Origin of the sequence: Microbacterium sp. I2 (genome assembly GCF_051364985.1) — a bacterium.
GTDB lineage: Bacteria > Actinomycetota > Actinomycetes > Actinomycetales > Microbacteriaceae > Microbacterium.
Map to the genome: position 1 here is coordinate 301,714 of NZ_JBLWIH010000009.1, position 24,792 is coordinate 326,505.

Below are 24,792 nucleotides of genomic sequence, written 5' to 3' on the forward strand. Positions count from 1 at the left end.
ATCGCGAGCCTCTGATTCATGCAAGGAAGCAGGAGCAACATGTCGAAGTACACGAATCGACGCCGCGCGGTGGTGGCCGCGTTCGTCGCAGGAGCGCTCGCCCTCGGCGGGTGCGCGGCCGCCAGTCCGGCTGAACCGGATGCGGGCGGGGGCGGCGGCGAGCCGCAGGGGATCTGGGTGCGGGCACTCAACGGCGACCCCATGGCCGTCGGCTTCAACGCGCAACTGACCGCCGGCACCGTGCCGAGCCTCTTCAGCGCGCAGTTGTTCGACCCGCTCATCTTCCTCTCACCGGAGGACGGATCGCTCAATCCCGGTCTGGCCGAGAGCTGGACGCTGAGCGACGACGGCCTCGAGCTCACCTTCGAGCTTCGGGACGGAGTGACATGGCACGACGGGGAACCGTTCACCGCAGAGGACGTCGTCTTCAACTACGAGAAGATCGTCCCGCTCCAGACGTACGGCTCGGCCCTCGCCGCGCACATCGAATCCGTCGAAGCTGTCGACGATGACACCGTCGTCCTCACGCTGACGGACCAGTACGGGCCGCTGCTCGAGACCGTCGCGACTCAGTACATGCTGCCTCGGCATCTCTACGAGGGCACGGACTACCTCCTGAACCCCGCGAACAAGGAGCCCATCGGCACAGGCCCGATGAAGTTCGACACGTACAGTCCCGGTGAGTCCGTGACTCTCGCGGCCCACACCGATTACTGGGGTCCCATCTCGCAGGTCGCGCAGGCCGTCTACACGGTGATCCCCGACCCGAACAGTCGCATGGAGGCGCTCGGCGCGGGGGAGATCGACCAGGCGATCATCGAACCGGCACAGCAGAGCCGCGTCGAGGAGGCCGACGACCTCCAGCTGATCGAGCACGGCGATTATCCGCAGGTCGTCACATTGACCTTCAACGCCCGCAATCCCGCGCTCGCCTCCGCGGAGGCACGCGCCGCCGTCTTCGCCGCTCTCGACCGCGAGGAGATGGCGGAGGTCGGGATGTCGGGGGTCGGACAGGCGGCCACGGGATTCTTCCCGGAGTCGCTCGACTGGGCTCGCGACCCCGAGATCGACTTCGATACGGATTTTCCGCACGACCTCGAAGCGATCGAAGAGGCCCTCGACGAGGCAGGATTCCCGCGTGGCACGGATGGCACCCGCTTCACGGTGAAGATCGTCTACATTCAGACCCTCACCGAGGTGGTCGGTGCCGTCGAGCTCGCTCAGTCCATGCTCCACGAGATCGGGATCGAGTCAGTGCTCGTGCCGAGTACCGGGCCGGCTTACAGCGAGGCTCTCTACTCCACCTCGGACTTCGATCTCGCGTTCTCGCGGGCGAGCATCGGGCCCGACCCGAGCCTCGGGATCGCGACGCGCTACATCTGTGCGCCTGAACTGACCTCCGGGTACAACCCTTCGAACGTGTGCGACGAAGAGATCGAGGCCGCCGCAGACCAGGCGCTGTCGACGACGGATCAGGCGGCGCGGGGCGAGGCGTTCCGGCAGCTTCAGCAGCGGGCTCGTGATCTCATGTTCTTCGCGCCGATCGCTTGGTTCGACGGCGCCTTCCCGACGATCTATTCGGGTCGCTGGGATGGCCAGGACGGACCCCGCGAGATCGCCGAGCGCATGCCCTGGTCGACGATGACCCTGGTCGGCTGATCGTGGTCGCGCCCGAAGACGCCGGCGCGATCGCGGCCGGCATCGCGGACGTCGTTGCGGTGCGCGCGATCAAGCGACTGCAGTACGCGTGGGCCCACTACGCCGAAGCGGGCGACCTCGAGGCGATGGCGGATCTGTTCTCCCGCGGAGGCCGCATCATCCTGCCACCGCGAGAGGCGGCGGGGCGCGCGGCGATCCACGCGCTGCTGATCTCCACGATGGGCCACGGGCAGCCGTCCTATCCGGCCGATCGGCTCAATGTGCCGATGTTCTTCTCCCCGGTCATCACGATCGCCACGAATGGACGCAGCGCGCGCGGCCGCTGGCACGAGGTGGCGATGACCGGACGCTTCGGCAAGCGTGCCTCGTGGACGGGTGGCATCCACGAGAACACCTACGTGCTCGAGGACGGTGTCTGGAAGATCGCCGTGCTCGAGCTCCACCCCCAGTTCGCGGGGTCGCACGCGGAGGGGTGGCGCAACGTCACGAGCGCCGTTCCGCTCGTCCCCTTTCACTTCACTCCTGACGGCGCGGGAGCGCCCGTCTCGCGTCATCCGACGCGACGGGGTGCGGATGACGCAGACCGGGCGCTGCTCGCCGGTGGGGCGCGATCGGCGGTCGACGAGAGCCTGGTCGTCAACATGATCGGCGCCTACGGTCACTACATGGATCGCAAGCTGTGGGACGATGTCGCCGATCTCTTCGCGGAAGATGGTGTGCTGACCTGCACGGACGAATCCTGGGTGGGTCGCGAAGCGATCCGGGCGGGCCTCGACAAGCTGGGGCCGGCCGGTCTCGGGCAGGGCGAGCTCTTCGAGCACTACGAGCTGATGCCCGTCGTGTCGTTGACCGCTGATGGCGATGAAGCCGAACTGCGGGGCGTCGAACTGCAGCTGCTCGGACAGCACGGTGTATACGCACGCTGGAGCGTGCGGATCGCGGAAGGACGGCTCCGTCGCGCCGGCGACAAGTGGGTCTTCACCTCGCTGCGGTTCCTCCCCCGGCTTCTCGCCGACCACTCCGCCGGCTGGGAGAGCGATCTGCCCGCCCTGCACCGGAACTCGACGGCGTATCCAGAGCACCGCGGTCCCGCGGTCGCGTTCTCCCATCCCGTGGTGGGACGAGTCCCGTCGCCGCCGCTCGTCTCGGGGGGCACCCTCGAGCAGGCATTCGTTGCGCTCGAGACGGCGCGGGCGTTCGACGCCGCAGAGAATCTCGCCTCGGCGTACGGCTACTTCCTCGACGAGGCTCACTGGGACGAGTCCGCGGATCTCTTCGCCCGCGACGGATGGAAGGAGCTGTCCTTCATCGGCACCTTCATCGGACGCGAGCGGATCCGCGATTCGCTCGTCGCGCGCTACGGCAGGCGGCCGCGACGCCCAGACTTCCTTCCCATCCACCAGAAGACCCAGCCGTACATCACGGTCTCTCCTGAGGGCGACTGCGCCCAGATCCGGCTCAAGATGCTCCAGATCAACAGCGGATGGACGGCCGAGCCCAGCATCGTGACGGGCTTCTATGAGGAGCAGGTCATCCTCGAGGACGGCACCTGGCGGATCCATGGCATGGACCTCGAATACAACCTCGTGGCGGACTGGGCCGATGGATGGGCGGCTGTGAATCCGGGGCTCTCGCGCAAGTTCGCTCCCGACGACGCCGGTATCGCAGCCTTCGAACCCGCACCTGACGGCCCGCTGCGCGGTCGTGCCTTCGCTCCCTACCCGGAGGTCGCGACGGTGGGGTACCACTACGCCAACCCCGTCTCCGACCGCGAGCCCGGGCTGCGCTTCCATTGGTCCGACGGTCGCTTCGACATCCCCGCGGGCTGATCTACACGAGCGGTTCGATGTAGTCGGGTGGCAGCTCCACGCCGTCCCGCTCGGGTCCGTTCGGAGGCATCTGGTATCCGTGCGCCGTCATCCGGGTGGCGGGAAGGTACTCGCTCGGGACGCAATCCGGCCAGTAACGCTCCGGTGTGCGGCCGCTCACCGGATTGCGGTAGTGGAACCACATCGGCAGGATGCCCGGCCACTCGATGAGCTCTCCGGTTCCTCCCCGGAAGTGCTCCTCGCGGCGGCCGAGTGCGGTCATCGGGATGTCGGGCGGATACTTCTCCAGGAGGGGACTCGGACGCGGTGAGGAGCCGGGGCGAGGCGCGGGAACGCCGGCCCAGCCGCCCTTCCAATCGATCGAGGTGAAGTACGGCTCGTCGATCGTCAGGCTCCACAGGCGCCACACGCCATCCTCGAGCACCAGCTGATCGTTCGGGTACATTCCGCCGTGGAATCCCGCGGCGTAGAACTCGCCTGGGCGGCTCGGTTCCTTCGACGTGCGTGGCTGGAACAGCCTCGTGCGCAAGTGCGCGGAACGGCCGTCGGCCGCGACGTGGATGACCGGTTGTGTGCGCCAGTGGTACGAGATGCCGGGACGTGTCGCCGGGGGTGCGCCCCAGTTGGCCGTGACGGAGCCGGCGATACGGTCCCGTCCGAGGTAGTAGCCGGCGAAGGGAGACTGCTTGTTGCCACGGGAGGCGAAGAGCGCAGCCAGTTGCGGCCATTGGAAATCGTCGAGATAGAAGCCGTAGGCGGCCGAGACGTTCTCGACCGCGTCGTACGCCGAGGCCCGCCGCAAGCGGCGCTGTGCGTCGGCCACACGCATCTCGGCATCCGCAGATTCGGCGCGAACGTCCGCTGCTGACGAGGAGGAGGAATCGAGGGTGTGAGCGTCGCGCTCCGCGAGGAGGGCGGGAGCGGTCTCTGACGCGACGATACCGTCGCCGGAGCCCCACCCTTCGAAATAGTCCGCGCGGAGCACCGGGTGCATCCACAGCTCTGCGAACCGCCAGCGTCCGCCCCGTTGGACGAATCGATTCCGGAACACCGAGATCTCCCACGCTGCCGATCGGCGTGACACGTCGCCCAGCATCCCGAACTCGATGCCTCGGCTGACGGCGAGTCCGCGACGCGCGTCGACGCGGACGACGGTGTCGAACAGCGGGCGATCGTTCAGCTGGCCGTAGCCGAGACCTTCGGGACCCATCGTCTCGAGGAAGCGGCGCAGTCCGTCGTGCCCACGATATGTCTGGTCCTCGCCTACGCGAATGACGCAATCGTCGGTGAACATGTCGACGATGTCGGGCCACATCCTGCGGTCGACGTAGTAGCCGTACGCGTGCTGGAGATTGCGGACGGCGTCTTCTTCGTTGAGTGACGTGATCCGATCCTCGAGAGCACTCAGCGGCGCATCGGCGGGAGGGGCGGGCTGGGCGTGCGGCGGGACCGGCGCTCCGGTCTCGTCCACTTCGAAATGGAACGGCACGACGGGAAGATCACGCTGACCGACGTTGGTCCAGCCGTGCGCGTGGTCGCCGTCGAATTGCGGGTGGTACCGATGCTCGGAGATCCGCCATACACCCTGCTCGCGCAGGTAGGTGTTCTCGTAGATCCCGCCGCGTATGCCGGTGGTGCCGTCACCATCACCGAGGAACGACAGGCTCAGCCAGCGGCCGCAGGCACGCTCGCCATCCGTCGAAAGGTTGATGAGCGGCTGATCGATCAGCTCCGTCGCGACCGCGCCCGGAGAGAGCCCGTCGGGCTGTCCACCGCTCAGCGCGCTGCGGATCGCGGTACGCCCCCTGACCTCGCCGTCGCCGTGGTCCCACACGGCGCCGGCGGTGAAGAGTGCGGCCATGGCACTCCAATTCCCCATCTGTCGGGCGTGCGCGTATCGCCTCTCGAGGTCTTTCACCGCTCGCAGGGACTCGGCGCGGTCTACGTCGCGTGCGAGTTCGGACACCATCGTGTCGAGCACTGCGTCCGGCTCGACGGTCCTGATCTCCGCCGCTTCGGTCATCCGCCCAGCAGGTTCCCGAGTTCGGTGGCGGCGTCGCGCAGTGCCTGTACGCGCTCATCGGCTTCCGCAGAGGCAGTGAGCAGCGCCGTCGTGCCGAGGAGGCCCAGCGCCGCGTGTACGCCGCTGCGGGTGCCGAACACGGGGGCTGCGACCGACTCCAGCCCGGTGCGGTGGAGGTCCGCCCAGGCGACGCCGTCGCGTCGGACCTTCGACAGCTCCTGTTGCTCTGCGCGCGCTTCTGCGGGGCTGAGTCCCTCGAGGGCGCGCATGACGACCTCAGGGTCGGACTGGAACGCCAAGAGTACACGCGACTGTGCAGCCCGAAGCTCGAGGACCGTTCCGACGCGCACGGTGAGGAGGATCGTGCCCTCCGTCGCCTCTTCGACGAGGGTGACGACCGCTCCGGTCCGGCCGAGGAAGCTCATGACAGCAGTGAGCCCCGTGCGGTCGGAGAGAGCCCGTAGCACCGGCGGCGCAAGCGTGATGAGCTGCTGCCGGATCGACACCAGCGCGGACAGCTGGTCGATGAGCGGTCCTGGGCCGAACCCCGCCGAGAGAAAGCCCGCACCCTGCAGCGCCTGCAGATAGCGGCGCGCCGTCGTGCGATTGAGGCCGAGTTGCTCGGCGACGAAGTTCGGGGTGAGCGTTCTGACGTTCTCATCGAAGAGCGCAAGCACATTCGCCGCGCGGTCGATGGACTGGATAGGACCGCGCTCGCCCGAGGGAGCCGACTCCCCGGTCTCGTCGTCCTCGTCGAGGGAGAGTTCTTGACTGTGCATCGTGCCCCCAGTAAATCAACACCGCGTCCGAATTGCAATCATCGAGTTCGTATTGCGAACGCATTCGAAGGGCCGGAACCATGAGGGCGTGCGAGGCGACGTGTGCGCGAAACCCGTCGCAAGGTGCGGTCAACATGCGATCACATGGTTCACAATATGGTAAGCAAGAAGTGTGACTCCTCCCGGAACTCCAGATCCGGTGCAGGGGCGGCCAGAGCGGTAGGAGATGGACGGGTGGCAGATGTGGTCAGGCAGGCACAGGAACAATCGCTTGCGGCCGGGGGTTCCGACGTGACCCAGGGGCTCGGGCTGATGCGCCTCCCGACGGAGGTGCGTTTCGGGTGGGGAGCACGCGCGGCGGTTCCTGAACTCGTGGCCGGGTTCGGCGACCGCGTGCTCGTGGTCACCGACCCGGTTCTTGCGACGACTTCACACTTTCGCGACATGGTCGATGGGCTGATGCTCGTCTGCGGGCATGTCGAAGTGCACTCCGACACTCCCGCGGAGCTGCCGATCACGGCGGTTGCTCGCGCAGCGGAGCACGCGATCGCCTTCCGTCCCCAGGTTGTCGTGGGGTACGGCGGCGGCAGCGCACTCGACGCGGCGAAGCTGGTGGCACTGCTGTGCGCGCACGGCGGCTCGCTCCCCGATTACTACGGTGAGAACGGCGTGCCTGGACCCGTCCTCCCCATCGTCGCGATTCCGACCACAGCCGGGACGGGGAGTGAAGTCACCCCCGTGGCCGTCCTCTCCGACCCCGACCGGGAGTTGAAGGTGGGAGTCTCCAGTCCGCACCTGATTCCGCGAATCGCCGTCGTCGACCCAGAGCTGACGATGGCAGCGCCGAGATCGGTGTCCGTCTACGCCGGTATCGACGCGTTCGTCCACGCGGTCGAGTCTCTGACCGCACGAGCTCTGCGCCCGGAGCACAGGGCGGTTCTCCCGGTCTTCGTCGGGCGCGACCTCTTGACCGAACCACTGGCGCTCGAAGCGGTGACGCTGATCCATCGCGCTCTGCCTCGGGTGGTGGACGACCTCGGGGATGTCTCGGCGCGCATCGACATGGCGCGGGGCAGTCTGCTCGCCGGGATCGCGTTCGGCTCGGCGGGAACGCACGTGAGCCACGCCATCCAGTACCCGATCGGAGCCATGACGCACACTCCACACGGTCTCGGGACCGGCACCCTCCTTCCCTACGTCCTCCAGGCGTGTGTGGGGGTTGTGCCCGAGATGCTCGCGAGGATCGGGGAAGCGATGGGGCGCGGGCAGGGCGGCGGCATCCCCGAGCGTGCCCAGGACGCGGTCGACGAAGTCGCGTGGCTCTGCGCCCGTGTCGGTCTGCCCGTGTCGCTGGCCGAACTCGGCGTGGCTCAGGCCGACGAGGAGCGCGTCGTCGAGCTGACTCTGCAAGTGACGAGGCTTCTCGGGATCGCCCCTATCGAGGCGGACCGCAACGCGATCCGGAACATCGTGCGTGCGGCCATCGCCGGGGATCGCGACCTGCTTCGGGGTGACGGCGGGCGCCCGGTATCGTCTGCGGCGGCGGAAGCATCGCGATGATCGCACAGCTGCATATCGACGGTCTGTGGCGTGACGGATCCGCCGGCGACACACTTCCCGTCATCGACCCCGCAACGGGCGAAGTCATCGAGCGATTCGCGGCGGCGACATCGGACGACTGCATGGATGCGGTCACCGCGGCGGAGACCGCCTTTGCCGCCTGGGCGCGCACGACTCCACGGGCGCGATCCGAGATCCTGTACCGCGCCTTCGAGATCCTGCGCGCCGAACGGGACGAGTTCGCCGAGATCATGGTCCGTGAGAACGGAAAATCCTGGCCCGACGCAGTCGCGGAGGCGAACTACGCCACCGAGTTCTTTCGCTGGTTCGCGGAGGAGGCGGTCCGGGTGTCGGGCGACTACAGGCTCTCTCCGGCTGCCGATAAACGCATTCTCGTGACGCACGAACCGATGGGGGTGGCGCTGCTGATCACGCCGTGGAACTTCCCCGCCGCCATGGCGACACGCAAGCTCGGACCCGCACTGGCAGCGGGGTGCACCGTGATCCTGAAACCTGCCCGCGAGACACCCCTCACCGCGGCGTACATCGTCGATGTGCTGAGACGTGCCGGCGTGCCACGCGGAGTGGTGAACCTCGTCACGCCCGTCCCGACGGGGCCGCTCGTCGCGGAGATGATCGCTCATCCCGCGGTGCGCAAAGTCTCGTTCACGGGATCCACCGAAGTCGGGCGGGAACTGCTGCGCGAGTGTGCCGGCACGATCGTGAGCGCATCCATGGAACTCGGCGGAAACGCACCGGTCATCGTGCTGCCCGGTGCAGATCTTGATCGTGTCGTACCGCAGGCGTTCCTGGCCAAGATGCGCAACGGAGGGTCGGCGTGCACCGCGGCGAACCGCTTCTACGTGCACGAGAGCCTGCGAGAGGCCTTCGTCGAGCGCATGGCAGATCAACTCCGCGCTGTCCGCACGGGACCCGGCCTCGATCGCGAGAACACGCTCGGGGCGATGGTGTCGGTCGCCGAGCGCGACAAAGTCGCCGAGCTCGTCGATGCAGCTGTCGCCGAGGGTGCGCGACTTGTCACCGGCGGCGATCCCGTGATGGCCGGGGCGTTCTACCCGCCGACCCTTCTCGACGGTGTGTCGCATGGTGACACGATCACGCGGCGCGAGATCTTCGGTCCGGTGACGGCGGTCATCGGCTATGAAGATGTGGACGATGCGGTGCAGCAGGCGAACGACACCGAGTTCGGTCTCGTCGGGTACGTTTTCGGACCCGAGGATCTCGCCCTGAGGACCGCGCATCGACTGGAGACCGGCATGGTGGCCGTCAATCGCGGGGTGCTGAGCGACCCGGCCGCGCCCTTCGGCGGAGCGAAAGCAGAGCGGCCTCGGCCGCGAGGGCGGCTCCGTCGGCATCCTGGAGTACCTCGAGGAGAAATACATCGCTCTCGACGGCCTCGACGCCTGACGATGCCCTCATCCGTGATGTGGACCCGTGGCGATGTCCTCAAGCCGCAGCTCCCCGCGCCGGTGGTCAGACCGGGCCGTTCAGAGGACGATGACGGTGCGCTCGCCGGGCTCGTCCACGTGCGCCCAGGCCTCTTCGACATCGGCCAGTGCGTATCGGCGCGGCTGGATCACGAGCGCCCCCGACGCGACGGCGGCTGCCGCATCGGGCAGCTCCCTGCGGTAGACGGACGGCGATACCGACCCGAATCCGCTGCCGCTGATCCGCAGCGCGTGCGAGCGGATCGCGGCGCCGTCGAGAGCGATGGCGGCGCCACCCGTGCTTCCGATGTGGACCCAGTCGAGGACCTGGGCCGGGTCGGTGCGGGCCGACAGGATCGCACGCATCGCGTGCTCGGCGGGTGCGCCCCACACATAGTCGAGCACGACGTCCACGTCGGCCGCGACAGCGGCCAGTGCGGTGCCGGTGGCCTCGATGTCGGAGGTGAGCGGCACGACATGGTCTGCGCCGTCGTCCACAAGAGCGTCCAGCCGCGCGCGGTTGCGCCCGGCGGCGACGACGCGTCCGGCCCCGAGGTACCGGGCGACCTTGACGGCCATGGAGCCGGCGTTGCCGGTCGCGCCCAGGACGAGCACCGACTGTCCCGGGGAGAAGGGCACCCGGGCTCGCAGGACGACCCACGACGACATGAGCGGATTCATGGTGGCGGCGACGATCGCGGGGTCGGCGCCCCGGGGTACGGGGATCGCGCGGGCCGGGTTGAGCAGAATCCGCTCCGCCAGGGTTCCGCTGTCGCGGGCGATGACGAACGCGAGCGAGCCGTCGGCACGGCGGACCACGCCGTCCACGCCGGGGACCATAGGCAGCCGGTCGGGGCTGGCGTAGTGCAGGCCTGCGGCGGCACCTCGTGTGACGGGGTGCACGCCCACGGCGAGCACGTCGACGACCTCGCCGCCCGCTTCCGGACGGGGTTCGAGGATGGAACTGTAGCGGGGCGATTCGCCGTAGGTCTCGACGAGCGCGGCTCGGATGGTATTCATGGCATCTCCTGTCGATCGGAATGTGATGGGTGGTGTGTCGGGTGGGCCGGCATGTCCCGGGTTCATGCGGTGGTGTCGCGGGCGTCCTCGCGGTCCGAGAGGGGCATGAGCCGCCGGTAGGTGAGGATGGCGATCGTGATCGTGATGACGTGCATGCTCATGAGAACGGCCGCGTAGAGCCATCCGTCACCCGTTCCGGTGGTGACGCCGATGAGGATGTCCGGTACGAACGACACGGCGAGGAACGACGGGACCAGCCAGCGCATGACCCGGCGGGGACGCTTCGCGAACCGGTCGATCAGGTGCCAGCCGACCGCACCGCCGATCGCAGCGACGACGGTCAGACTGAGATACGCGATCGGCTGCAGCCCGGGACCGGTGGCGCCGACGGCGCTGCCGACGAGCGCCAGCACGGAGTTGACGGCGCTCGCGAGGACGGCGACGATCGCGATGGACAGTGGGACCGCGACGGTCGGACTGTAGGTGCGGGGCAGTGTCGTGGACATGCTCTCCTCCTGGATCGGATGCCGTCGCGAGACGCTCTGCGACGGTGAATCCAGGCTCCCGGCGCGGCGAGACGCGCGCGTCCCCTCGAGGGCGTATCCCCGGTACTGCGCTCGCGGTATTCCGGCCTCGGGTCAGGCGGCCCCCGGGCGGAGCAGGCCGCTTTCGTAGGCGAGGATCACCAGCTGCGCCCGGTCATGCGCGTGCAGCTTCATCATGATCCGGTTCACATGCGTCTTCGCGGTGTGAGGCGAGATGAACAGGTCGGTCGCGATGTCGGTGTTCGAGAGTCCACGGGCGACGAGGACGAGCACCTCACGCTCGCGGTCGGTGAGCTGGTCGAGCTCTGGCGGCGTGCGCAGCGGTCGGTGATCGGGCGGCGTGCCCGACGCACGCACGTACTTCTCGATGAGCGCCTTCGTCGCGAGGGGCGACAGCAGCGACTCGCCCGCGTGCACGGCGCGGACGGCGCGCGAGATCTCGTCCGGCTCGGCACCCTTGCCGATGAAGCCGCTGGCGCCGGCACGCAAAGCAGCGAGCACGTACTCGTCCTCTTCGAACGTCGTCAGGATCAGGACGCGGGTCTGCGCGAGCGCCGGGTCGCTGCAGATCGATGCGGTGGCGTCGATGCCGTTGAGTTCCGGCATCCGGATGTCCATCAGCACGATGTCGGGCAGCAGAAGCGCCGCCTGCGCGATGGCGGCCACACCGGTGGCGGCCTCGCCGACGACCTCGATCCCTTCGGCCTGATTCAGGATGCCGGACACGGCCTGGCGGATGAGCGGCTGGTCGTCCACCACGAGCACGCGCGTCATCAGGGTCGCTCCTTCGCGAGGGGAAGGGTGGCCGCGAGGCGGTAGCCGCTCGCCGTCGTCCCGGTCTCGACGACGCCGCGGACCGACGCGACGCGCTCCCTCAGCCCGATCAGACCGTGGCCCGCGCCTGCTGCGGTGTCGCGCCGGGCATCGTGCGCAGAGGGGATGCTGGGATTCGTGACCACCACCGTCACCTGCTCATCGGCGACCTCGACGAGGACGTGAGCGCGCTGGTCGGTGCCGTGCTTGAGGGCGTTCGTGAGCCCTTCCTGGATCACGTGGTACGCGACCAGGTCCGCTGCGCCCGAGACGCGGCCGGGATCGCCCTCCACGCGCAGATGGACCGCCAATCCGGACTGCGCGAACTGCTCCACCAGCTCGTCGAGCCGGCCCAGGCCCGACGGCGGTGTCATGGTCGCGGCATCCGGATCCTCGGTGCGAAGCAGGGCGAGCAGAGCGCCGATCTCGCCGAGTACCGTGCGGGAGGCGCTGCGTATCGTGCTCAACGCCTCTTGTGCCCGCTCGGGTGATTCCAGCGACGACGACGCGACGCCGGCGTTCAGGCTGATCACCGCGATCTGGTGTGCGACGGTGTCGTGCAGGTCGCGGGCGATGCGCAGACGCTCCTCCGAGACGCGGCGCCTGGCCTCTGCCTCACGGGTCTGCTCGGCGCGCTCGGCTCGCTCTGTGACCGCGACGATGTACTCGCGGCGGGACCGGGTGGCGTCGCCCGCCGCCGCGGCGAACGCGACGGCGAGTGTGAACTGGACCATCCGCGGGTCGGCGGCGCTCACGACCGCGCCGAGCACGCTGAGGAGGAACACCGCGGCCGCGGTGATGGCCGCGGCGATGATCGTGATGCGCCGCGTGGACCGGTTCGCGAGCCCGAACATCGCGATGGCGACGGCCAGGATGATGCCGGGAGCGACGGTGCCGGTCACGGAGGCGACTCCGTAGAGCGCGACGCAGCCCGCGAGGACCGGGATGGGCCATCGTCGCCGGAACAGGAGCAGAAGAGCCGCGGCGACGACGGCGATCACCGCCACCACGGACGCCGAGGGGGGTGCCTGCTGCGGGCCGTGAAGGAAGACCGACGAGACGACGAGGAAAACCGCGAGGGCGTCCCCCGCCCATCGCAGCACATGCCTGGTCAGCATCCGTCTTCTCGTCGGCGACCAGGGATCTCGTCCGTCCGTGGTCGCGTTCACGTGTCCAGTGTGGGGCAGTGCAGGGCGGTGCGCATCATCCCGCGGGGGCACATGGGGTACCGCAGCCGCGGTATCGAAGTGCCCGCGCCCGGGGGACGTGCCGCGAACGCGTCCGGACGACGCTGGAGTTCCACCCCGATCCTGAGGAGTCCCATGAGCATCCCGATCATGTCGGTCACCGACGTGCACAAGTCCTACGGCCGCGGCCAGAACCGATTCGACGCGCTCCGGGGAGTGAGCTTCGACGTTCATGAAGGCGAGAGCGTCGCGATCGTCGGCAAGAGCGGATCCGGCAAGTCCACGCTCATGCATCTCATGGCTCTGCTGGACGCTCCCTCGTCCGGCACGATCGAGCTGGAAGGCGTCGACACCGGCACGCTCCGGGGCAGCCGGCTCAACCGCGCGCGCAACCGGACGTTCGGCTTCGTCTTCCAGCAGTTCTTCCTCACCGGCGACACCACGGTGCTCGACAACGTGGTCCTGCCGATGAAGATCGCCGGCTACGGTCGAGCGGAACGACGACGACGCGCTCTCGCCGCCCTCGAGCAGCTCGAGCTCGAGACGAAAGCCGGCAGCAAGGCCGCCGATCTCTCCGGAGGGCAGAAGCAGCGCGTCGTGATCGCCCGAGCCCTGGTGAACAATCCGCGCATCCTGTTCGCCGACGAACCCACCGGCAACCTCGACAGCCAGACCGGCGCGGTGGTCGAAGACATCCTGTTCGCCCTCAACCGCGAACACGGCATCACCCTGATCGTCGTCACGCACGACGAGGACCTGGCCGCCCGTTGCGACCGCCGGATCTCGCTCAAGGACGGGCTCGTCGTCCACGACAGCGTGGCGGTGGCGGCATGAAGACGCTCGATCTCGTCCGGTCGGCCGTGTCGAACACGTTCCGCTCCAAGACCCGGACGACCCTGACGGTCCTTGCGATCTTCGTCGGCGCCTTCACGCTGACGCTCACCAACGGGCTCGGCACCGGCATCAACGCCTACATCGGTGACACGCTCACCGCGGTGGGCGCGCAGGACGTGATGACCGTGACGAAGAACTCCGAGGCGGCGGCATCGGCCGAGGAGGACTCCGGACCTGCTGAGTACGATCCGGATGCCGTCGCCTCCGGCGGCTTCGACGGTGCCACGGTCTCGGCGCTGACACCGGCCGACCTCGACACGCTGGCCGAGGTCGACGGCGTCCTGGACGTTCAGGCCACCAAGTCCATCTCGCCCGACTACATCCAGGCCGGTGACGGCGACCGGTTCGTGCTGAGCGTCGGGGCTCTCGTGGAGGGTCAGTCCGTGCAGCTGGCGGCCGGCGAGGATCTCGACGACGCGGCGGGCGAACTGCAGGTGCTGATCCCCGTCTCGTACGTCGAGCCGCTGGGATTCGACACCGACGAGGCTGCGGTGGGGCAGACGGTGTCGATCGCGGTGACCGACGCCGACCGCGCCCAGCACGTCATCGACGCCACCGTCGTCGGCGTCGCCGAGGAGGCGCTGGCATCTCCGGCCGGTGTCTCTGTCACGACGAACGACGCTCTCACCGATGCGTTGTATGCGGCGCAGAGCACCGGGCTGCCCACCGACGAGACCGAGAGGTACGCGCAGGCCAGCATCTGGTTCAGCCCCGACGCCACCGACGAAGAGATCGCCGCGCTGAAGGATCGGCTGGCCGACGCCGGATTCGCCGGCACCACCGTCGCGGATCAGCTCGGCGCCGTCACCGCGGTGATCGACGGCATCGTCCTGGTGCTCAACGCCTTCGCGATCATCGCGCTGCTGGCGGCCGGCTTCGGCATCGTCAACACGCTCTTCATGTCGGTGCAGGAGCGCACTCGCGAGATCGGCCTCATGAAGGCCATGGGGATGGGCAGCGGCCGCGTCTTCTCGCTGTTCAGCCTCGAGGCGGCCTTCATCGGGTTCCTCGGCAGCGCCATCGGCGTGGTCATCGGGATCCTCGTCGGCGGCGTGGTCAGCTCCGCGCTCTCGGGCGGTCTTCTCACGAGCCTGCCCGGCTTGACGCTCATCGCCTTCGATCCGGTCTCCGTCGCCCTGATCATCGTGGCTGTCATGGGCATCGCGTTCCTCGCCGGCACGCTGCCGGCTGCCAGGGCGGCGCGCGCCGATCCGGTGACGTCACTCCGATACGAGTGAGGCGGGATGCCGGGCGCCCAGCGGTTCGGGTGTCCGGCATCCATGCGTTCAGCGCTACGCGAGGGCCGGGGCGTGGCGCGTCTGACGCCACGCCGACGGCGGCATCCCGACGCTGCGACGGAACGCGCGGCTGAAGCCCTCGTCGGAGGAATAGCCCAGCTCGCGCGCGATCGTCGATACGGGGAGCCCTGATTCAAGCATCCGCTTCGCAGTGTTCATGCGCACTTCGGTGACGTAGCTGGCCGGTGTGCTCCCCACCGTGGCGCGGAAGCGCTCGGCGAACACCGAGCGCGACATCGCACCCACGGACGCGAGCAGTTCGACGGTCCAGTCCCGGCCGGGCTGGTCGTGGATCGCTTCGACGACGCGGTCGAGGAACGGATCCTTCGACGCGGCGGGCCAGCCCTCGGGCGCGCACCCGTTCTCGGCCCACGCGCGGATCACCGAGAGCAGGACGGTCGTCGCCATCATGCGGCAGATGACGGGGTCGCCCGAGCGTAGAGCGGCGCTGGCGTTGTGCGCGAAGCCCATGTTCGCCGCCAGTGCGGCCGCGGCCGGTTCGAGGCCCGCGAAATCCGTCACCGTCACCACATCGGGAACGACCGTGGCCAGCCCGTGCGCGACGTCGGACAGCTCGAACTCGAACACGACGAGCGATGCCGAGGCGTCGGGTTCGAGCACGAACCGCCGGCTGCCGAGGGTGATGAGCGCGTCGCCGGCGACGAGGCGCGAGCGGTCTCCGGCAGCGGTGGCCCAGATCCGCTGCGACGCGCGGTCGACATCGAGGCGGCATCCGGTACCCAGAGGGGGATGCCCGTGGACTGCGCCCTCCGCGACGTAGACGAGCGTCACCGCATCAGCGGCGATCGGCAGCGTGCCGGCGGGCTCGAGCGTCAGACGCCGCGCGACCCCCATGCGCACCTCGATGGAGGAGAGCACCTCGGTCAGGGCTTTCGAATCGACCACCGCCATGCGAAGCCGCAACGTGCGGGCGGCGGTGGCTATTCCTGCAGGACGGGGATGCCGTCACCCCTCGCTGACGATGTGGCGGTGCTTTCGCGCACCAGCAGTTTGTGGGGGGCGACGATCTCTGTGGCCGGAAGCGCAGGGTCTTCGATTCGTGCGATGATCCGGCGGACGGATTCTCGCGCGATGAACGGGGTATCGAGCGAGATCGTGCTGAGCGTCGGTCGTGAGAAGCGCCCTTCCTCGACGTCGTCGATGCCGATCACCGCGATGTCCTCAGGTACACGCAGGCCCGCGTCGAACACGGCGCGCATGGCGCCGATGGCGAGCAGGTCGGAGAAGCAGAAGATCGCGTCCGGTGGGGTGGGGAGCTCGAGTAGGGCGCGGGCCGCGGCGTAGCCATCACTGCGGCTGTAGTGTGCGGCGGTCGTCACGTAGCCGGGATGCCGTTCCAATCCGGCATCTGCCAGTGCTGACTCGTATCCGGCCGAGCGTTGCAGCGGGGTCGCGTATTCTTCGAGCGGCTGGGAACCGATCGCTGCGATCCGGGTGCGTCCGATCGCGATGAGATGGTTCACGGCATCTCGCGCGGCGGCGACGTTGTCGATGGCCACGTGGTCGTAGCGCCCGTCGAAGTCGTGCTCGCCCAGGAGGATCAGCGGCATCCGCATCGATCCGTGCATGGCCAGCAGCTCGGACTTCGTGACCAACGGGCTGAACAGCAGCCCGTCGAAGAGCATCGTGCGATCCTCCCCGGTGAGCAGTTGCCGTTCGCGCTCATGGTCGTGTCCGGTCTGGTCGATCATGACGCGGTATCCCACCTCGGCGGCGGCGTCGATCACGTCACGGGCGAGCTCGCTGAAGTACGGCACGTCGATCTCAGGCACCACGAGTGCGAGCATCCCGGTGCGTCCGGTGCGCAGTGTCCGCGCGACGGGGTTGGGGCGGTAGTCGAGCTCTTCGATCGCCGCCAGCACCCTCGCACGCATTCGCTCGCTGACGTGGGTATATCCGCTCACTACGTTCGACACGGTGCGCATCGAGACCTGCGCGCGTTCTGCGACATCGCGGAGTGTGGCCGGCATCCCGCCATCCTACCGTTTGCAACGTGTGCAAACATGGGTTACAATTTGCATACGTTGGCAAACAGTGGCAGACCATCACTGCGACCCGCCGAAGACCACCGCGCCTCACCCGACGTCCACACACAGAAGTTCCACACACAAAGGAGTGTCCATGAACCGCCACCCGAGCCGGACCGCTCTCCGCGTCGTCGTGACCGGCAGCTTCGCCGTCGTCGCACTCGCGCTCACCGGCTGCGGCCCCGACATCACGGCCGGCGACGAGTCGGCATCCGACCGGCTCCAGGCACCCGCCGCTGAGCAGCCGGCAGGCGAGATCACCATCTGGGATCGCTCCGGCGACCTCTACGAGGTCTTCGACGCGGTGATCGACGACTTCGAGGCGAAGTACCCCGAGATCACGGTGAACCACGAGGCGGTCGACATCAACGCCAAACTGCAGAACACCCTCATCACCGGCACCGACGTGCCGGATGGCGTGTTCCTCGACGACGCGCTGGTAGGCGGCTACGCCGAGCACCTGTGGGACGTCACCGACGTGCTCGAGCCGTACATCGATGACATCGCTCCGCAGAAGATCGACGCCACCACGGTCGCCGGCGGCATCTATGGCGTGCCCTTCGACCTGAACCCGGGATTGCTGTATTACAACGCCGCTGCACTCGAAGCGGTCGGCATCGACGCGACGACGATCGAGACGTACGACGATCTCCTCGCCGCCGCCAAGGAGTATCAGGCGGCGAAGCCCGGCTCGAAGCCGATCCACCTGGAGCAGAGTCCCTTCCTCGGACAGCTTCAACTCGAGATGTACGCGAGCCAGCTCGGCACCTCGATCGCGGATTCCGACGGGGAACTGCGCCTTGACAGCGACGAGTACGAGCAGATCCTGACCTTCCTCGACACCGTGCAGAAGGAAGGTCTCGGCACGCGGGCCGAGTACCTCAGCCCGACCGACATCGCCGACCTCGATAACGGCAACCAGGTCTTCTACCCGTGGGCGATCTGGTTCGACTTCGCTCCACAGCAGCTGCTGCCCGAGACGAGCGGCGACTGGCGGGCGATGCCGCTGCCGGCGTGGACGGAAGGTGGCGCGCGCAGCGGCGCGATGGGCGGTTCGTCGTTCGTCCTGCCGAAGGACGGGGAGAACGCCGACCTCGCGTGGCTGTTCTACGAGTTCCTCATGTACGACGAGGCCGGCTACAGCGCGGTCTGGGGCGTGAACGACATCTACCCGAGCGGGCTCAACACGTCGATCCCCGCGTACTCGCCGGCGGCCGACCCGTCGACGCCCCTGTTCGAGCCGATCGAAGCGCTGGGCGGCCAGGACCTGTGGGCCGTCGCCACCGAGGCCGGTTCGCAGATCCCGAGCGGCACGGCGATCCCGTCGTGGTGGAACGGCGCCGTCGACTACCTCGGCAACGACCTGCAGCGGATGCTTGACGGCGATCTCACGCCCGCCGAGGTCATCAGCAGCTCGACCGACGGCATCCAGACCAACCTCATCGACAGGCAGTGACAGGCTCTCCGAGATGACGACCTCCGCCCTCCCCTCCGCGCTGCCGCAGCGCGCGCGTCGCTTCGGCGCGGCGAAGCTGCGACGACGCTCGGCGCCGTACCTCTTCGTGCTGCCGTTCCTCGTGATCTTCGCCGCTTTCAGCGTGTACCCGCTGATCTTCACGGCGCGGCTGAGCTTCACGAACTGGCGCGGGGCCGGTGCCGCGGAGTGGGTGGGCTGGGGCAACTACGCGTACCTCCTCGCGAGCGAGGCGTTCTGGAACTCGCTCGGCAACTCGGCCCTGCTGTGGCTGCTGATCGTCCCGGTACAGCTCGTGCTGGGCGTCGTCGTGGCCGTACTGCTGAACTCGGCGAAGCTGCGGCTCCGCGGTCTCTACCGGGTCGCGTTCATCGTGCCGTTCGTCACTCCGCTGGTGGCCGTCGCGCAGATCTGGGTGGTGCTCTTCGACCAGCAGTACGGGGCGGTCAACGCGCTCCTCGGCGCGTTCGGCATCCCCGATATCGGCTGGCTCACGACGAGCGCCTGGGCGAAACCGACCCTTGCGCTGCTGTTCCTCTGGAAGACCACGGGGTTCATCGTGATCATCCTGCTGTCCGGTCTGCAGTCCATCGACCAGTCGATGTACGAGGCGGCCGAGCTCGACGGCGCCTCGCGGTTGCGGCAGCTGTGGAGCATCACGGTGCCGCTGCTGCGCCGCACCATCATGTTCGCCGTGGTGTTGCAGACCCTCGCGGTGTTCCAGATGTTCGCCGAACCGTTCGTGGTCACGCAGGGCGGGCCTTACAACTCGACGACGACCGCGGGCTACTACCTCTACAACCACATCACGCGGGGAGACCTCGGTACGGGAGCGGCGAACTCCTTCCTCCTGGTCATTCTCGTGATGGTGCTCTCGCTCTTCTTCGTCCGGATGCTGCGAGCCAAGGACTGATCATGACCGGCACTCTCCTCCGTCCCGCAACCACCGCAGCGGCATCCATCCCTCTCGAGCGCCGCCCGCGCAAGACGAGTCCCCGGATCGGCTCGCACGCGTTCCTGATGCTCCTGCTGATCGGGTTCCTCGCACCGGTCGCCTGGGCGATCGTGTCGTCGTTCAAACAGCCGAACGACATCATCCGCGACCCCCTGGGTTTCGACGTGACGACGTTCACGCTCGACAACTTCACCGCGATGTTCCAGGACGTGCCGATCGCTCACGGGTTCCTCAACACCGCGATCGTGCTCGTGGTCAAGGGCGGCATCACGCTGTTCTTCGCCCCGCTGGCGGCGTTCGGGTTCGCCAAGTACGACTTCGTCGGCAAGAACCTGATCTTCGGCACGGTCCTCGTCACGCTGATGCTGCCGACGATCGTTCTCATCATCCCGCTGCTGCTCGAGATGAAGACTCTCGGGTGGGTGAACACGTATCAGGCGCTGATCCTGCCCGGCGCGATCGATGCGTTCGCGATCTTCTGGATGCGGCAGGTCATCAGTGCCGTGCCCGACGAACTGCTCGACGCGGCGCGCGTGGACGGCTGCAGCGAGTTCGGGATCTTCTGGCGGGTGATCGTGCCGGTGATCCGCCCGGGCCTCGCGGGTCTGGCCGTGCTCACGATCATGAACATCTACAACGACTTCGTATGGCCGGTGATCGTCGCGAGCTCCGAGCAGATGGCGACCCTTCAGGTTGTGCTGTCGACACTCGCACAGAACATCACCGGCAACCGGATCGGCGCCGACTACGCCACCGTCACCGGCGAGCTCCTCGCCGCGAGCTCCATCGCCCTCATCCCCCTGCTGGTGCTCTTCATCGTGCTCCAGCGCCACTTCATCAACGGCATCCTCGCCGGCAGCGTGAAAGGCTGAATGTGTCACTTCCCATCACCTCCTCTCCTCTCGAGGCACCCGTTCTCGAGGAGGTTCCTCGCCCCGAGTACCCGCGCCCGGATCGCGACCGATCGGAGCGTTGGCTGACACTCAACGGGCGCTGGGACTTCGAGGCCGACGGGATCCAGGCGCCTATCATGGTGCCGTTCGCCTGGGAGAGCGAGGCGTCGGGCATCCGCCGCCCGTGGCTGGAGCGCGGGAGGTACCGTCGCTCCGTCCTGGTGCCGGCCGCGTGGGGCGACCGCCGGCTCGTGCTGAGCTTCGGCGCCGTGCATCACCGTGCTGTCGTGCGGATCGACGGCACGCTCGTCGGCGAGCACGTCGGAGGCTATGAGTCGTTCGAATTCGACGTGACGGAGTTCATGGTTCCCGGGGTTGCGTCCGAGCTCAGCGTCGAGGTCGAGGCGCCGGCCGACAAGCGTCAGATCGTCCACGGCAAGCAGCGGTCGATCCCCCGCGACGACTACGACGGAGTGTCGTTCACGCCCACCTCGGGCATCTGGCAGTCGGTGTGGCTGGAAGCACGCGGGCGCACCTACGCGCGTTCGGTGTCGCTGCGTGGAGACAGCCTGACCGGAATCGATGTCGCGGTCTCGGTCGCGGGCGATGCGGTGGCTGGTGCCGTCGTGCGCGCGCGGGCGGGGGAGGCCTCGGTGGAGTTGGTGACGGATGCGGCAGGCCGCGCGATCGGACGGATCGAGCTCGCGGAGCCGCGGCTGTGGCAGCCCCACGATCCGCACCTGTACCACGTGGAGATCATCGTCGGAGAAGGCGCGACGGCAGACCGAGTGGTCGCGACGACCGGACTCCGGCGCATCGAGACCCACGGCGAGGAGCTGCTGCTGAACGGGTCACGGTTGTACGTGCGAGGCGTGCTCGATCAGGGCTACTGGCCCGACACGGGTCTGACCGCGCCGGATGCCGAGGCGCTTCGGCGTGACATCGCCCTGGCGGGCCAGCTGGGCTACAACCTGGTGCGCAAGCATCTGAAGTTCGAGGATCCGATCTGGCTGCATGAGGCGGATGTCACCGGGATGCTCGTGTGGGCCGAGCCGGCCTGCCCGAGCCGCTTCTCGGATGCTGCGGCCGCCGCGTTCGAGGCGCAGTTGCCGGCGATGGTGGAACGCGACGGGAATCACCCGAGCATCGTCATCTGGGGTCTCTACAACGAGGAATGGGGTCTCGACTGGGACATCCCCGGCAGCGCCGCACGGGCAGAGGCGGCAGTCCGCGCGTACGACCTGCTGCGTGCGCTCGACGACTCGCGGCCGATCGTGGAGAACTCCGGCTGGGCGCATGTGAAGAGCGACCTCGTCGACTGGCACTACTACGAGCCGGATATCGCGACGTGGAAGCAGGCTGTGGCCGAGCTCGCCTCCGGAGCACGCGAGGCGTTCCCGGTCCGGCTCGGCCCGGACTTCGTCGTCGACAAGTCGTTCTACAGCTCTGACGAGTTCGCGCGAAGCGGCGTGCCCATCTTGAACAGCGAGTACGGCGAGGGGTTCACAAGCCTGGAACGGGCCTGGCATCTGCGGTGGGAGACGCAGGAGCTCCGCCGTCACGACCGGTACTCCGGGTACGTCTACACCGAGTTCTCCGACGTCGAGCACGAGTGCGCCGGGCTGCTGACCGAGGATCGGCGCACCAAGGACTGGGGCGGAACCGTCCCCGCGCATGTGAACGCCGAAACCGTGCTCGTGCTCGACCTCGTTCCCGCCCAGGCCGGAGCAGATCTGGCGCTGCCGGTAGCCGAATTCGGGCTCGACGTGCACGTGTCTCATCATGGGCGCTCTTCCGTCACCGTCACTGTGCACGGAGTGTGGGCAGCCGCCGGGACTCCGGCCGGCTCAGTCCGTGCGCCTGCGGTGTCGTCCGCTGTCGTGACGGCGGAGCCGTTCGAGCTTTCGGGTGCCGTGACGCTCGCTGTTCCCGCATCACCGGCACCGGGACGGTTCCTGATCTGGGCGACGGATGACGCGGGCACCGTGATCGCGCGGACGTTCCTGGATACAGCCGACGTCGAGGCGCCGAACAGGCGCGGCGCGCGGGCGGAGGAGTAGCGCTCGGGAGGCGTGCGCCCACGCGGGGACTGCGGGGAAAGGCGTGGCCGCTGTCTCCGCAGGGTCAGCTTCGGGCGCGGTTGGAGGCGCCGAAGAGTCCCGCTCCGACGACGAGCATCCCCGCGCCGATGACGTAGACCAGTTCCACTCCGACGTTGTCGACGAGGAACCCGCCGAGCGCCGCGGCGATGGCGATGGCGCCCTGGAAGCCCACCACGACGAGGCTGCCACCGGCCTCGAGGCGATCGGGCATGCGGTGACCGATCCACGTGTTCACGACGATCAGCCAGGAGGCGAAGAAGAAGCCCCACACGAACGCGACGACGGCGATCGCGGCCACCGAGCCCGACAGCAGCAGCATCGCGGCCACGGATGCGGCGATCACGAGCGGCGTCAGCACCGCGAAGAACGCGAAGGAGCGGTCGACGACCATGCCGATGACGATGTTGCCGATCAGGCCGCCCGCGCCGAACAGCGCCAGCAAGAGCACGACGGTCCCGGCATCCACGGATGCCGCCCCGTCCCCGACCTGCATGCGCTCCAGCGCGAGCCGGATGTAGGTGTACGCCAGGAAGTGACCGAGCACGACGAGGACGTGGCCGACGAGGCCGAGCGTGATCCCGGGCCGGCGCGCCGTGTCGGCGAGGATCGCGAAGCTCGACGCCGGCGCCGGCGGCACCGACGGAAGGAGCACCCGCATCGCGATCGCGAGCAGGCCCGTGACGACGCCGGCGAGCGCGAAGACGACGCGCCAGTCGAGCATCGTGCTGAGCATGACCCCGATGGGAACGCCCGCGACGGTGGCGAGGGATGCTCCGGCGGACGAGAACATGACGGCGCGTCCGAGTCGGTCGGGGCCCGCGATGCGGGCGGCGACCGTGATGGACATCGCCCAGAACGCACTGATGGCCGCGCCCAGGAAGAAGCGGGCGAGGAGCACGATCACGAGGTTCGGGGCGATCGCGACCACGAGGTTCGAGATCGCGGCGGCGACGGCCATCCACGTGAGCAGCGAACGACGGTCCAGCCGCGGGAAGACGAGCCCGACGGTGGGCGCGACGACCAGGCCCACCAGCGCCGTGACCGTGACGGTCTGTCCGGCCTGCCCGGGGCTCACGCCGAGTCCCGCCGCCATCTCGGTGAGCACTCCGTTGGGGAGGAATTCGGCGGTGACGAGCAGGAAGCTCATCAGCATCATGGCGATGAGCCCGCCGTAGCGCAGCTTATCGACGGACGACGCGGGGGCGACGGGAATGGAGGCGGTCGTGGGCATGGTCCCACCGTCGCATCGACACAGTGCCTCCGCCCGACCGGTCGTCCGCCGCATCCGACCGATCGTCCGCGGGAGTTGCGCGGGCGGTGTCGCGGTGCCGCAGCTTGCCTTCGAGTGCGCTCGACCCCGTACCGTGTGGGGCATGACGACGAGCGACCGCACGAAGACCTGGCTCATCACCGGAGCGAGCTCGGGCCTAGGCCTGGCCCTGGCCGAGGCTGCCCTCGAGGCCGGCGAGCAGGTGGTGGGCACCGCGCGCCGGGCGGACCGCTTCGACGCACTCAGCGCCAGATTCGGCGATCGGATCGTCGCGGTGCAGCACGATGTGCGTGACTCCGACGGCGCCCCGGCCGTGGTGGAGCGTGCCGTCGACGCGTTCGGCCGCATCGACGTGCTCGTCAACAATGCGGGCACCGGCCAGGTGGGCGCCGCGGAAGAGGTGACGGATGCCGCATTGCGCGACATGCTCGAGCAGCATCTCTTCGGTCCGGCTGCCTACGTGCGGGCGGTCCTCCCGCATCTGCGCGCACAGCGGTCGGGCGCGATCGTGCAGATGAGCAGTCAGGGCGGGCGGATGTCGTTCCCCGGCGTCGGCAGCTACTCCGCCGGCAAGTTCGCCCTCGAGGGGTGGTCGGAGGCTCTCGCGGGCGAGGTCGCCCCGTTCGGGATCCGCGTGCTCATCGTTGAGCCCAGTCGCTTTCGCACCGCGTTCAACGCCGCCGGAGTGCTCAGCACTGCCGAGCCGCATGCCGAGTACGACCGCGTCATCGGGGCGGTCCGCGCCAACTTGGCCGATGTCGACGGGGCGCAGGAAGGCGACCCGGCTCGCGCGGCGACGGTCATCCGCGAGGTGCTCTCGCGGCCGGACGCCCCCGTGCGTCTGCCGCTCGGGGCCGAGGCGGTCCGCAACCTCACCCGGGCGTACGAGCGTTCCCTCGCCGACGTCGAGAGGTGGGCCCCGGTGAGCGAGTCAGCCGACTTTCCGGGGATGCCTCCTGCCGTGCGGGCGTTCTGACCAGTGGAGGACGGCGCCT

19 protein-coding genes and 1 pseudogene are annotated in these 24,792 nt (G+C 68.4%); 11 read left to right on the top strand and 9 right to left on the bottom strand.

The annotated features are described in order from the left end of the window. Nucleotides 1-39 precede the first annotated feature (39 nt). The gene (locus tag ACLKM7_RS08470) at nt 40-1,659 is read left to right on the top strand and encodes an ABC transporter substrate-binding protein (protein WP_436446708.1); all 1,620 of its coding nucleotides are present in this window, start codon (nt 40-42) and stop codon (nt 1,657-1,659) included. Nucleotides 1,660-1,661: 2 nt separating this feature from the next. Beyond that, a complete protein-coding gene (locus ACLKM7_RS08475) occupies nt 1,662-3,488 on the top strand; it encodes a nuclear transport factor 2 family protein (RefSeq protein ID WP_436446709.1) in 1,827 nt (608 codons plus the stop codon). 1 nt (nt 3,489) lies between these two features. Here the strand turns inward: ACLKM7_RS08475 and ACLKM7_RS08480 are convergent, their stop codons facing one another. Together ACLKM7_RS08480 and ACLKM7_RS08485 are read right to left on the bottom strand one after the other, a co-directional pair. Further along, the gene (locus ACLKM7_RS08480; protein WP_436446710.1) at nt 3,490-5,511 is read right to left on the bottom strand and encodes a nuclear transport factor 2 family protein; all 2,022 of its coding nucleotides are present in this window, start codon (nt 5,509-5,511) and stop codon (nt 3,490-3,492) included. After that, nucleotides 5,508-6,290 carry an IclR family transcriptional regulator gene (locus tag ACLKM7_RS08485; protein WP_436446711.1) on the bottom strand — a complete coding sequence of 261 codons (783 nt, stop codon included), beginning with the start codon at nt 6,288-6,290 and terminating at the stop codon, nt 5,508-5,510. The genes ACLKM7_RS08480 and ACLKM7_RS08485 overlap by 4 nt, the downstream gene beginning before the upstream one ends. Before the next feature lie 291 nt (nt 6,291-6,581). On the opposite strand from ACLKM7_RS08485, the gene ACLKM7_RS08490 reads away from it, so the two are divergent. Together ACLKM7_RS08490 and ACLKM7_RS08495 are read left to right on the top strand one after the other, a co-directional pair. Beyond that, nucleotides 6,582-7,850 (top strand): iron-containing alcohol dehydrogenase, encoded by a 1,269-nt coding sequence (locus tag ACLKM7_RS08490; RefSeq protein ID WP_436446712.1) that lies wholly within the window; start codon nt 6,582-6,584, stop codon nt 7,848-7,850. Beyond that, nucleotides 7,847-9,130 (top strand): annotated as a pseudogene (locus ACLKM7_RS08495) (aldehyde dehydrogenase family protein); the annotation flags it as partial. The gene ACLKM7_RS08490 and the pseudogene ACLKM7_RS08495, both read left to right, overlap by 4 nt. Nucleotides 9,131-9,358: 228 nt before the next feature. Here ACLKM7_RS08495 and ACLKM7_RS08500 read toward each other — a convergent pair. The 4 genes from ACLKM7_RS08500 to ACLKM7_RS08515 all read right to left on the bottom strand — a co-directional run bounded on the left by ACLKM7_RS08500 (nt 9,359) and on the right by ACLKM7_RS08515 (nt 12,845). After that, nucleotides 9,359-10,318: a zinc-binding dehydrogenase gene (locus ACLKM7_RS08500; protein ID WP_436446713.1), complete on the bottom strand. Its 960-nt coding sequence runs from the start codon at nt 10,316-10,318 to the stop codon at nt 9,359-9,361. Nucleotides 10,319-10,380: 62 nt separating this feature from the next. Then, a complete protein-coding gene (locus ACLKM7_RS08505) occupies nt 10,381-10,824 on the bottom strand; it encodes a DUF6069 family protein (protein WP_436446714.1) in 444 nt (147 codons plus the stop codon). Between the two features lie 132 nt (nt 10,825-10,956). Further along, on the bottom strand, nt 10,957-11,637 hold the full coding sequence (locus ACLKM7_RS08510) for a response regulator transcription factor (protein WP_436446715.1): 681 nt from the start codon (nt 11,635-11,637) through the stop codon (nt 10,957-10,959). Continuing rightward, nucleotides 11,637-12,845, bottom strand: a complete 1,209-nt coding sequence (locus tag ACLKM7_RS08515) for a sensor histidine kinase (RefSeq protein ID WP_436446716.1) — start codon at nt 12,843-12,845, stop codon at nt 11,637-11,639. The genes ACLKM7_RS08510 and ACLKM7_RS08515 overlap by 1 nt, the downstream gene beginning before the upstream one ends. A 153-nt stretch (nt 12,846-12,998) precedes the next feature. On the opposite strand from ACLKM7_RS08515, the gene ACLKM7_RS08520 reads away from it, so the two are divergent. Both ACLKM7_RS08520 and ACLKM7_RS08525 read left to right on the top strand, forming a co-directional pair. Beyond that, complete coding sequence (locus tag ACLKM7_RS08520; RefSeq protein WP_436446717.1) at nt 12,999-13,697, top strand: ABC transporter ATP-binding protein; 699 nt, start codon at nt 12,999-13,001, stop codon at nt 13,695-13,697. Beyond that, the gene (locus tag ACLKM7_RS08525; RefSeq protein WP_436446718.1) at nt 13,694-14,995 is read left to right on the top strand and encodes an ABC transporter permease; all 1,302 of its coding nucleotides are present in this window, start codon (nt 13,694-13,696) and stop codon (nt 14,993-14,995) included. The genes ACLKM7_RS08520 and ACLKM7_RS08525 overlap by 4 nt, the downstream gene beginning before the upstream one ends. A 54-nt stretch (nt 14,996-15,049) precedes the next feature. Here ACLKM7_RS08525 and ACLKM7_RS08530 read toward each other — a convergent pair whose 3' ends face one another. Together ACLKM7_RS08530 and ACLKM7_RS08535 are read right to left on the bottom strand one after the other, a co-directional pair. After that, on the bottom strand, nt 15,050-15,967 hold the full coding sequence (locus ACLKM7_RS08530) for a helix-turn-helix domain-containing protein (protein ID WP_436446719.1): 918 nt from the start codon (nt 15,965-15,967) through the stop codon (nt 15,050-15,052). Nucleotides 15,968-15,996: 29 nt separating this feature from the next. Next, entirely contained in the window at nt 15,997-17,046 is a 1,050-nt protein-coding gene (locus ACLKM7_RS08535; RefSeq protein ID WP_436446720.1) for a LacI family DNA-binding transcriptional regulator, read from the bottom strand. A 151-nt stretch (nt 17,047-17,197) separates the two neighbouring features. Here ACLKM7_RS08535 and ACLKM7_RS08540 point away from each other — a divergent pair, with 151 nt between their 5' ends. From ACLKM7_RS08540 to ACLKM7_RS08555, 4 genes are read left to right on the top strand one after another with little or no spacing between them, the layout of a single operon-like run. After that, on the top strand, nt 17,198-18,559 hold the full coding sequence (locus ACLKM7_RS08540; RefSeq protein WP_436446721.1) for an ABC transporter substrate-binding protein: 1,362 nt from the start codon (nt 17,198-17,200) through the stop codon (nt 18,557-18,559). Between the two features lie 13 nt (nt 18,560-18,572). Further along, the gene (locus tag ACLKM7_RS08545; protein WP_436446722.1) at nt 18,573-19,490 is read left to right on the top strand and encodes a carbohydrate ABC transporter permease; all 918 of its coding nucleotides are present in this window, start codon (nt 18,573-18,575) and stop codon (nt 19,488-19,490) included. Nucleotides 19,491-19,492: 2 nt separating this feature from the next. Beyond that, nucleotides 19,493-20,404 (top strand): carbohydrate ABC transporter permease, encoded by a 912-nt coding sequence (locus tag ACLKM7_RS08550; RefSeq protein ID WP_436446723.1) that lies wholly within the window; start codon nt 19,493-19,495, stop codon nt 20,402-20,404. A 2-nt stretch (nt 20,405-20,406) separates the two neighbouring features. Further along, the gene (locus tag ACLKM7_RS08555; RefSeq protein WP_436446724.1) at nt 20,407-22,485 is read left to right on the top strand and encodes a glycoside hydrolase family 2 protein; all 2,079 of its coding nucleotides are present in this window, start codon (nt 20,407-20,409) and stop codon (nt 22,483-22,485) included. Nucleotides 22,486-22,549: 64 nt separating this feature from the next. On the opposite strand, the gene ACLKM7_RS08560 is transcribed toward ACLKM7_RS08555, so the two are convergent. Continuing rightward, nucleotides 22,550-23,758, bottom strand: coding sequence for an MFS transporter (locus tag ACLKM7_RS08560; RefSeq protein WP_436446725.1), 1,209 nt, complete (start codon nt 23,756-23,758; stop codon nt 22,550-22,552). 142 nt (nt 23,759-23,900) lie between these two features. Between ACLKM7_RS08560 and ACLKM7_RS08565 the strand changes: the two genes are divergently transcribed. Next, nucleotides 23,901-24,773: an SDR family NAD(P)-dependent oxidoreductase gene (locus tag ACLKM7_RS08565; protein ID WP_436446726.1), complete on the top strand. Its 873-nt coding sequence runs from the start codon at nt 23,901-23,903 to the stop codon at nt 24,771-24,773. Nucleotides 24,774-24,792 lie beyond the last annotated feature (19 nt).

Excerpts from the sequence above, each read along its gene's own strand:
- ACLKM7_RS08480 (WP_436446710.1), bottom strand. The coding sequence starts at position 5,511 with ATGACCGAAGCGGCGGAGATCAGGACCGTCGAGCCGGACGCAGTGCTC.
- ACLKM7_RS08500 (WP_436446713.1), bottom strand. The coding sequence starts at position 10,318 with ATGAATACCATCCGAGCCGCGCTCGTCGAGACCTACGGCGAATCGCCC.
- ACLKM7_RS08540 (WP_436446721.1), top strand. The coding sequence starts at position 17,198 with ATGAACCGCCACCCGAGCCGGACCGCTCTCCGCGTCGTCGTGACCGGC.
- ACLKM7_RS08485 (WP_436446711.1), bottom strand. The coding sequence starts at position 6,290 with ATGCACAGTCAAGAACTCTCCCTCGACGAGGACGACGAGACCGGGGAG.
- ACLKM7_RS08565 (WP_436446726.1), top strand. The coding sequence starts at position 23,901 with ATGACGACGAGCGACCGCACGAAGACCTGGCTCATCACCGGAGCGAGC.
- ACLKM7_RS08470 (WP_436446708.1), top strand. The coding sequence starts at position 40 with ATGTCGAAGTACACGAATCGACGCCGCGCGGTGGTGGCCGCGTTCGTC.
- ACLKM7_RS08535 (WP_436446720.1), bottom strand. The coding sequence starts at position 17,046 with ATGCCGGCCACACTCCGCGATGTCGCAGAACGCGCGCAGGTCTCGATG.
- ACLKM7_RS08525 (WP_436446718.1), top strand. The coding sequence starts at position 13,694 with ATGAAGACGCTCGATCTCGTCCGGTCGGCCGTGTCGAACACGTTCCGC.
- ACLKM7_RS08550 (WP_436446723.1), top strand. The coding sequence starts at position 19,493 with ATGACCGGCACTCTCCTCCGTCCCGCAACCACCGCAGCGGCATCCATC.
- ACLKM7_RS08530 (WP_436446719.1), bottom strand. The coding sequence starts at position 15,967 with ATGGCGGTGGTCGATTCGAAAGCCCTGACCGAGGTGCTCTCCTCCATC.
- ACLKM7_RS08510 (WP_436446715.1), bottom strand. The coding sequence starts at position 11,637 with ATGACGCGCGTGCTCGTGGTGGACGACCAGCCGCTCATCCGCCAGGCC.
- ACLKM7_RS08520 (WP_436446717.1), top strand. The coding sequence starts at position 12,999 with ATGAGCATCCCGATCATGTCGGTCACCGACGTGCACAAGTCCTACGGC.
- ACLKM7_RS08560 (WP_436446725.1), bottom strand. The coding sequence starts at position 23,758 with ATGCCCACGACCGCCTCCATTCCCGTCGCCCCCGCGTCGTCCGTCGAT.
- ACLKM7_RS08545 (WP_436446722.1), top strand. The coding sequence starts at position 18,573 with ATGACGACCTCCGCCCTCCCCTCCGCGCTGCCGCAGCGCGCGCGTCGC.
- ACLKM7_RS08505 (WP_436446714.1), bottom strand. The coding sequence starts at position 10,824 with ATGTCCACGACACTGCCCCGCACCTACAGTCCGACCGTCGCGGTCCCA.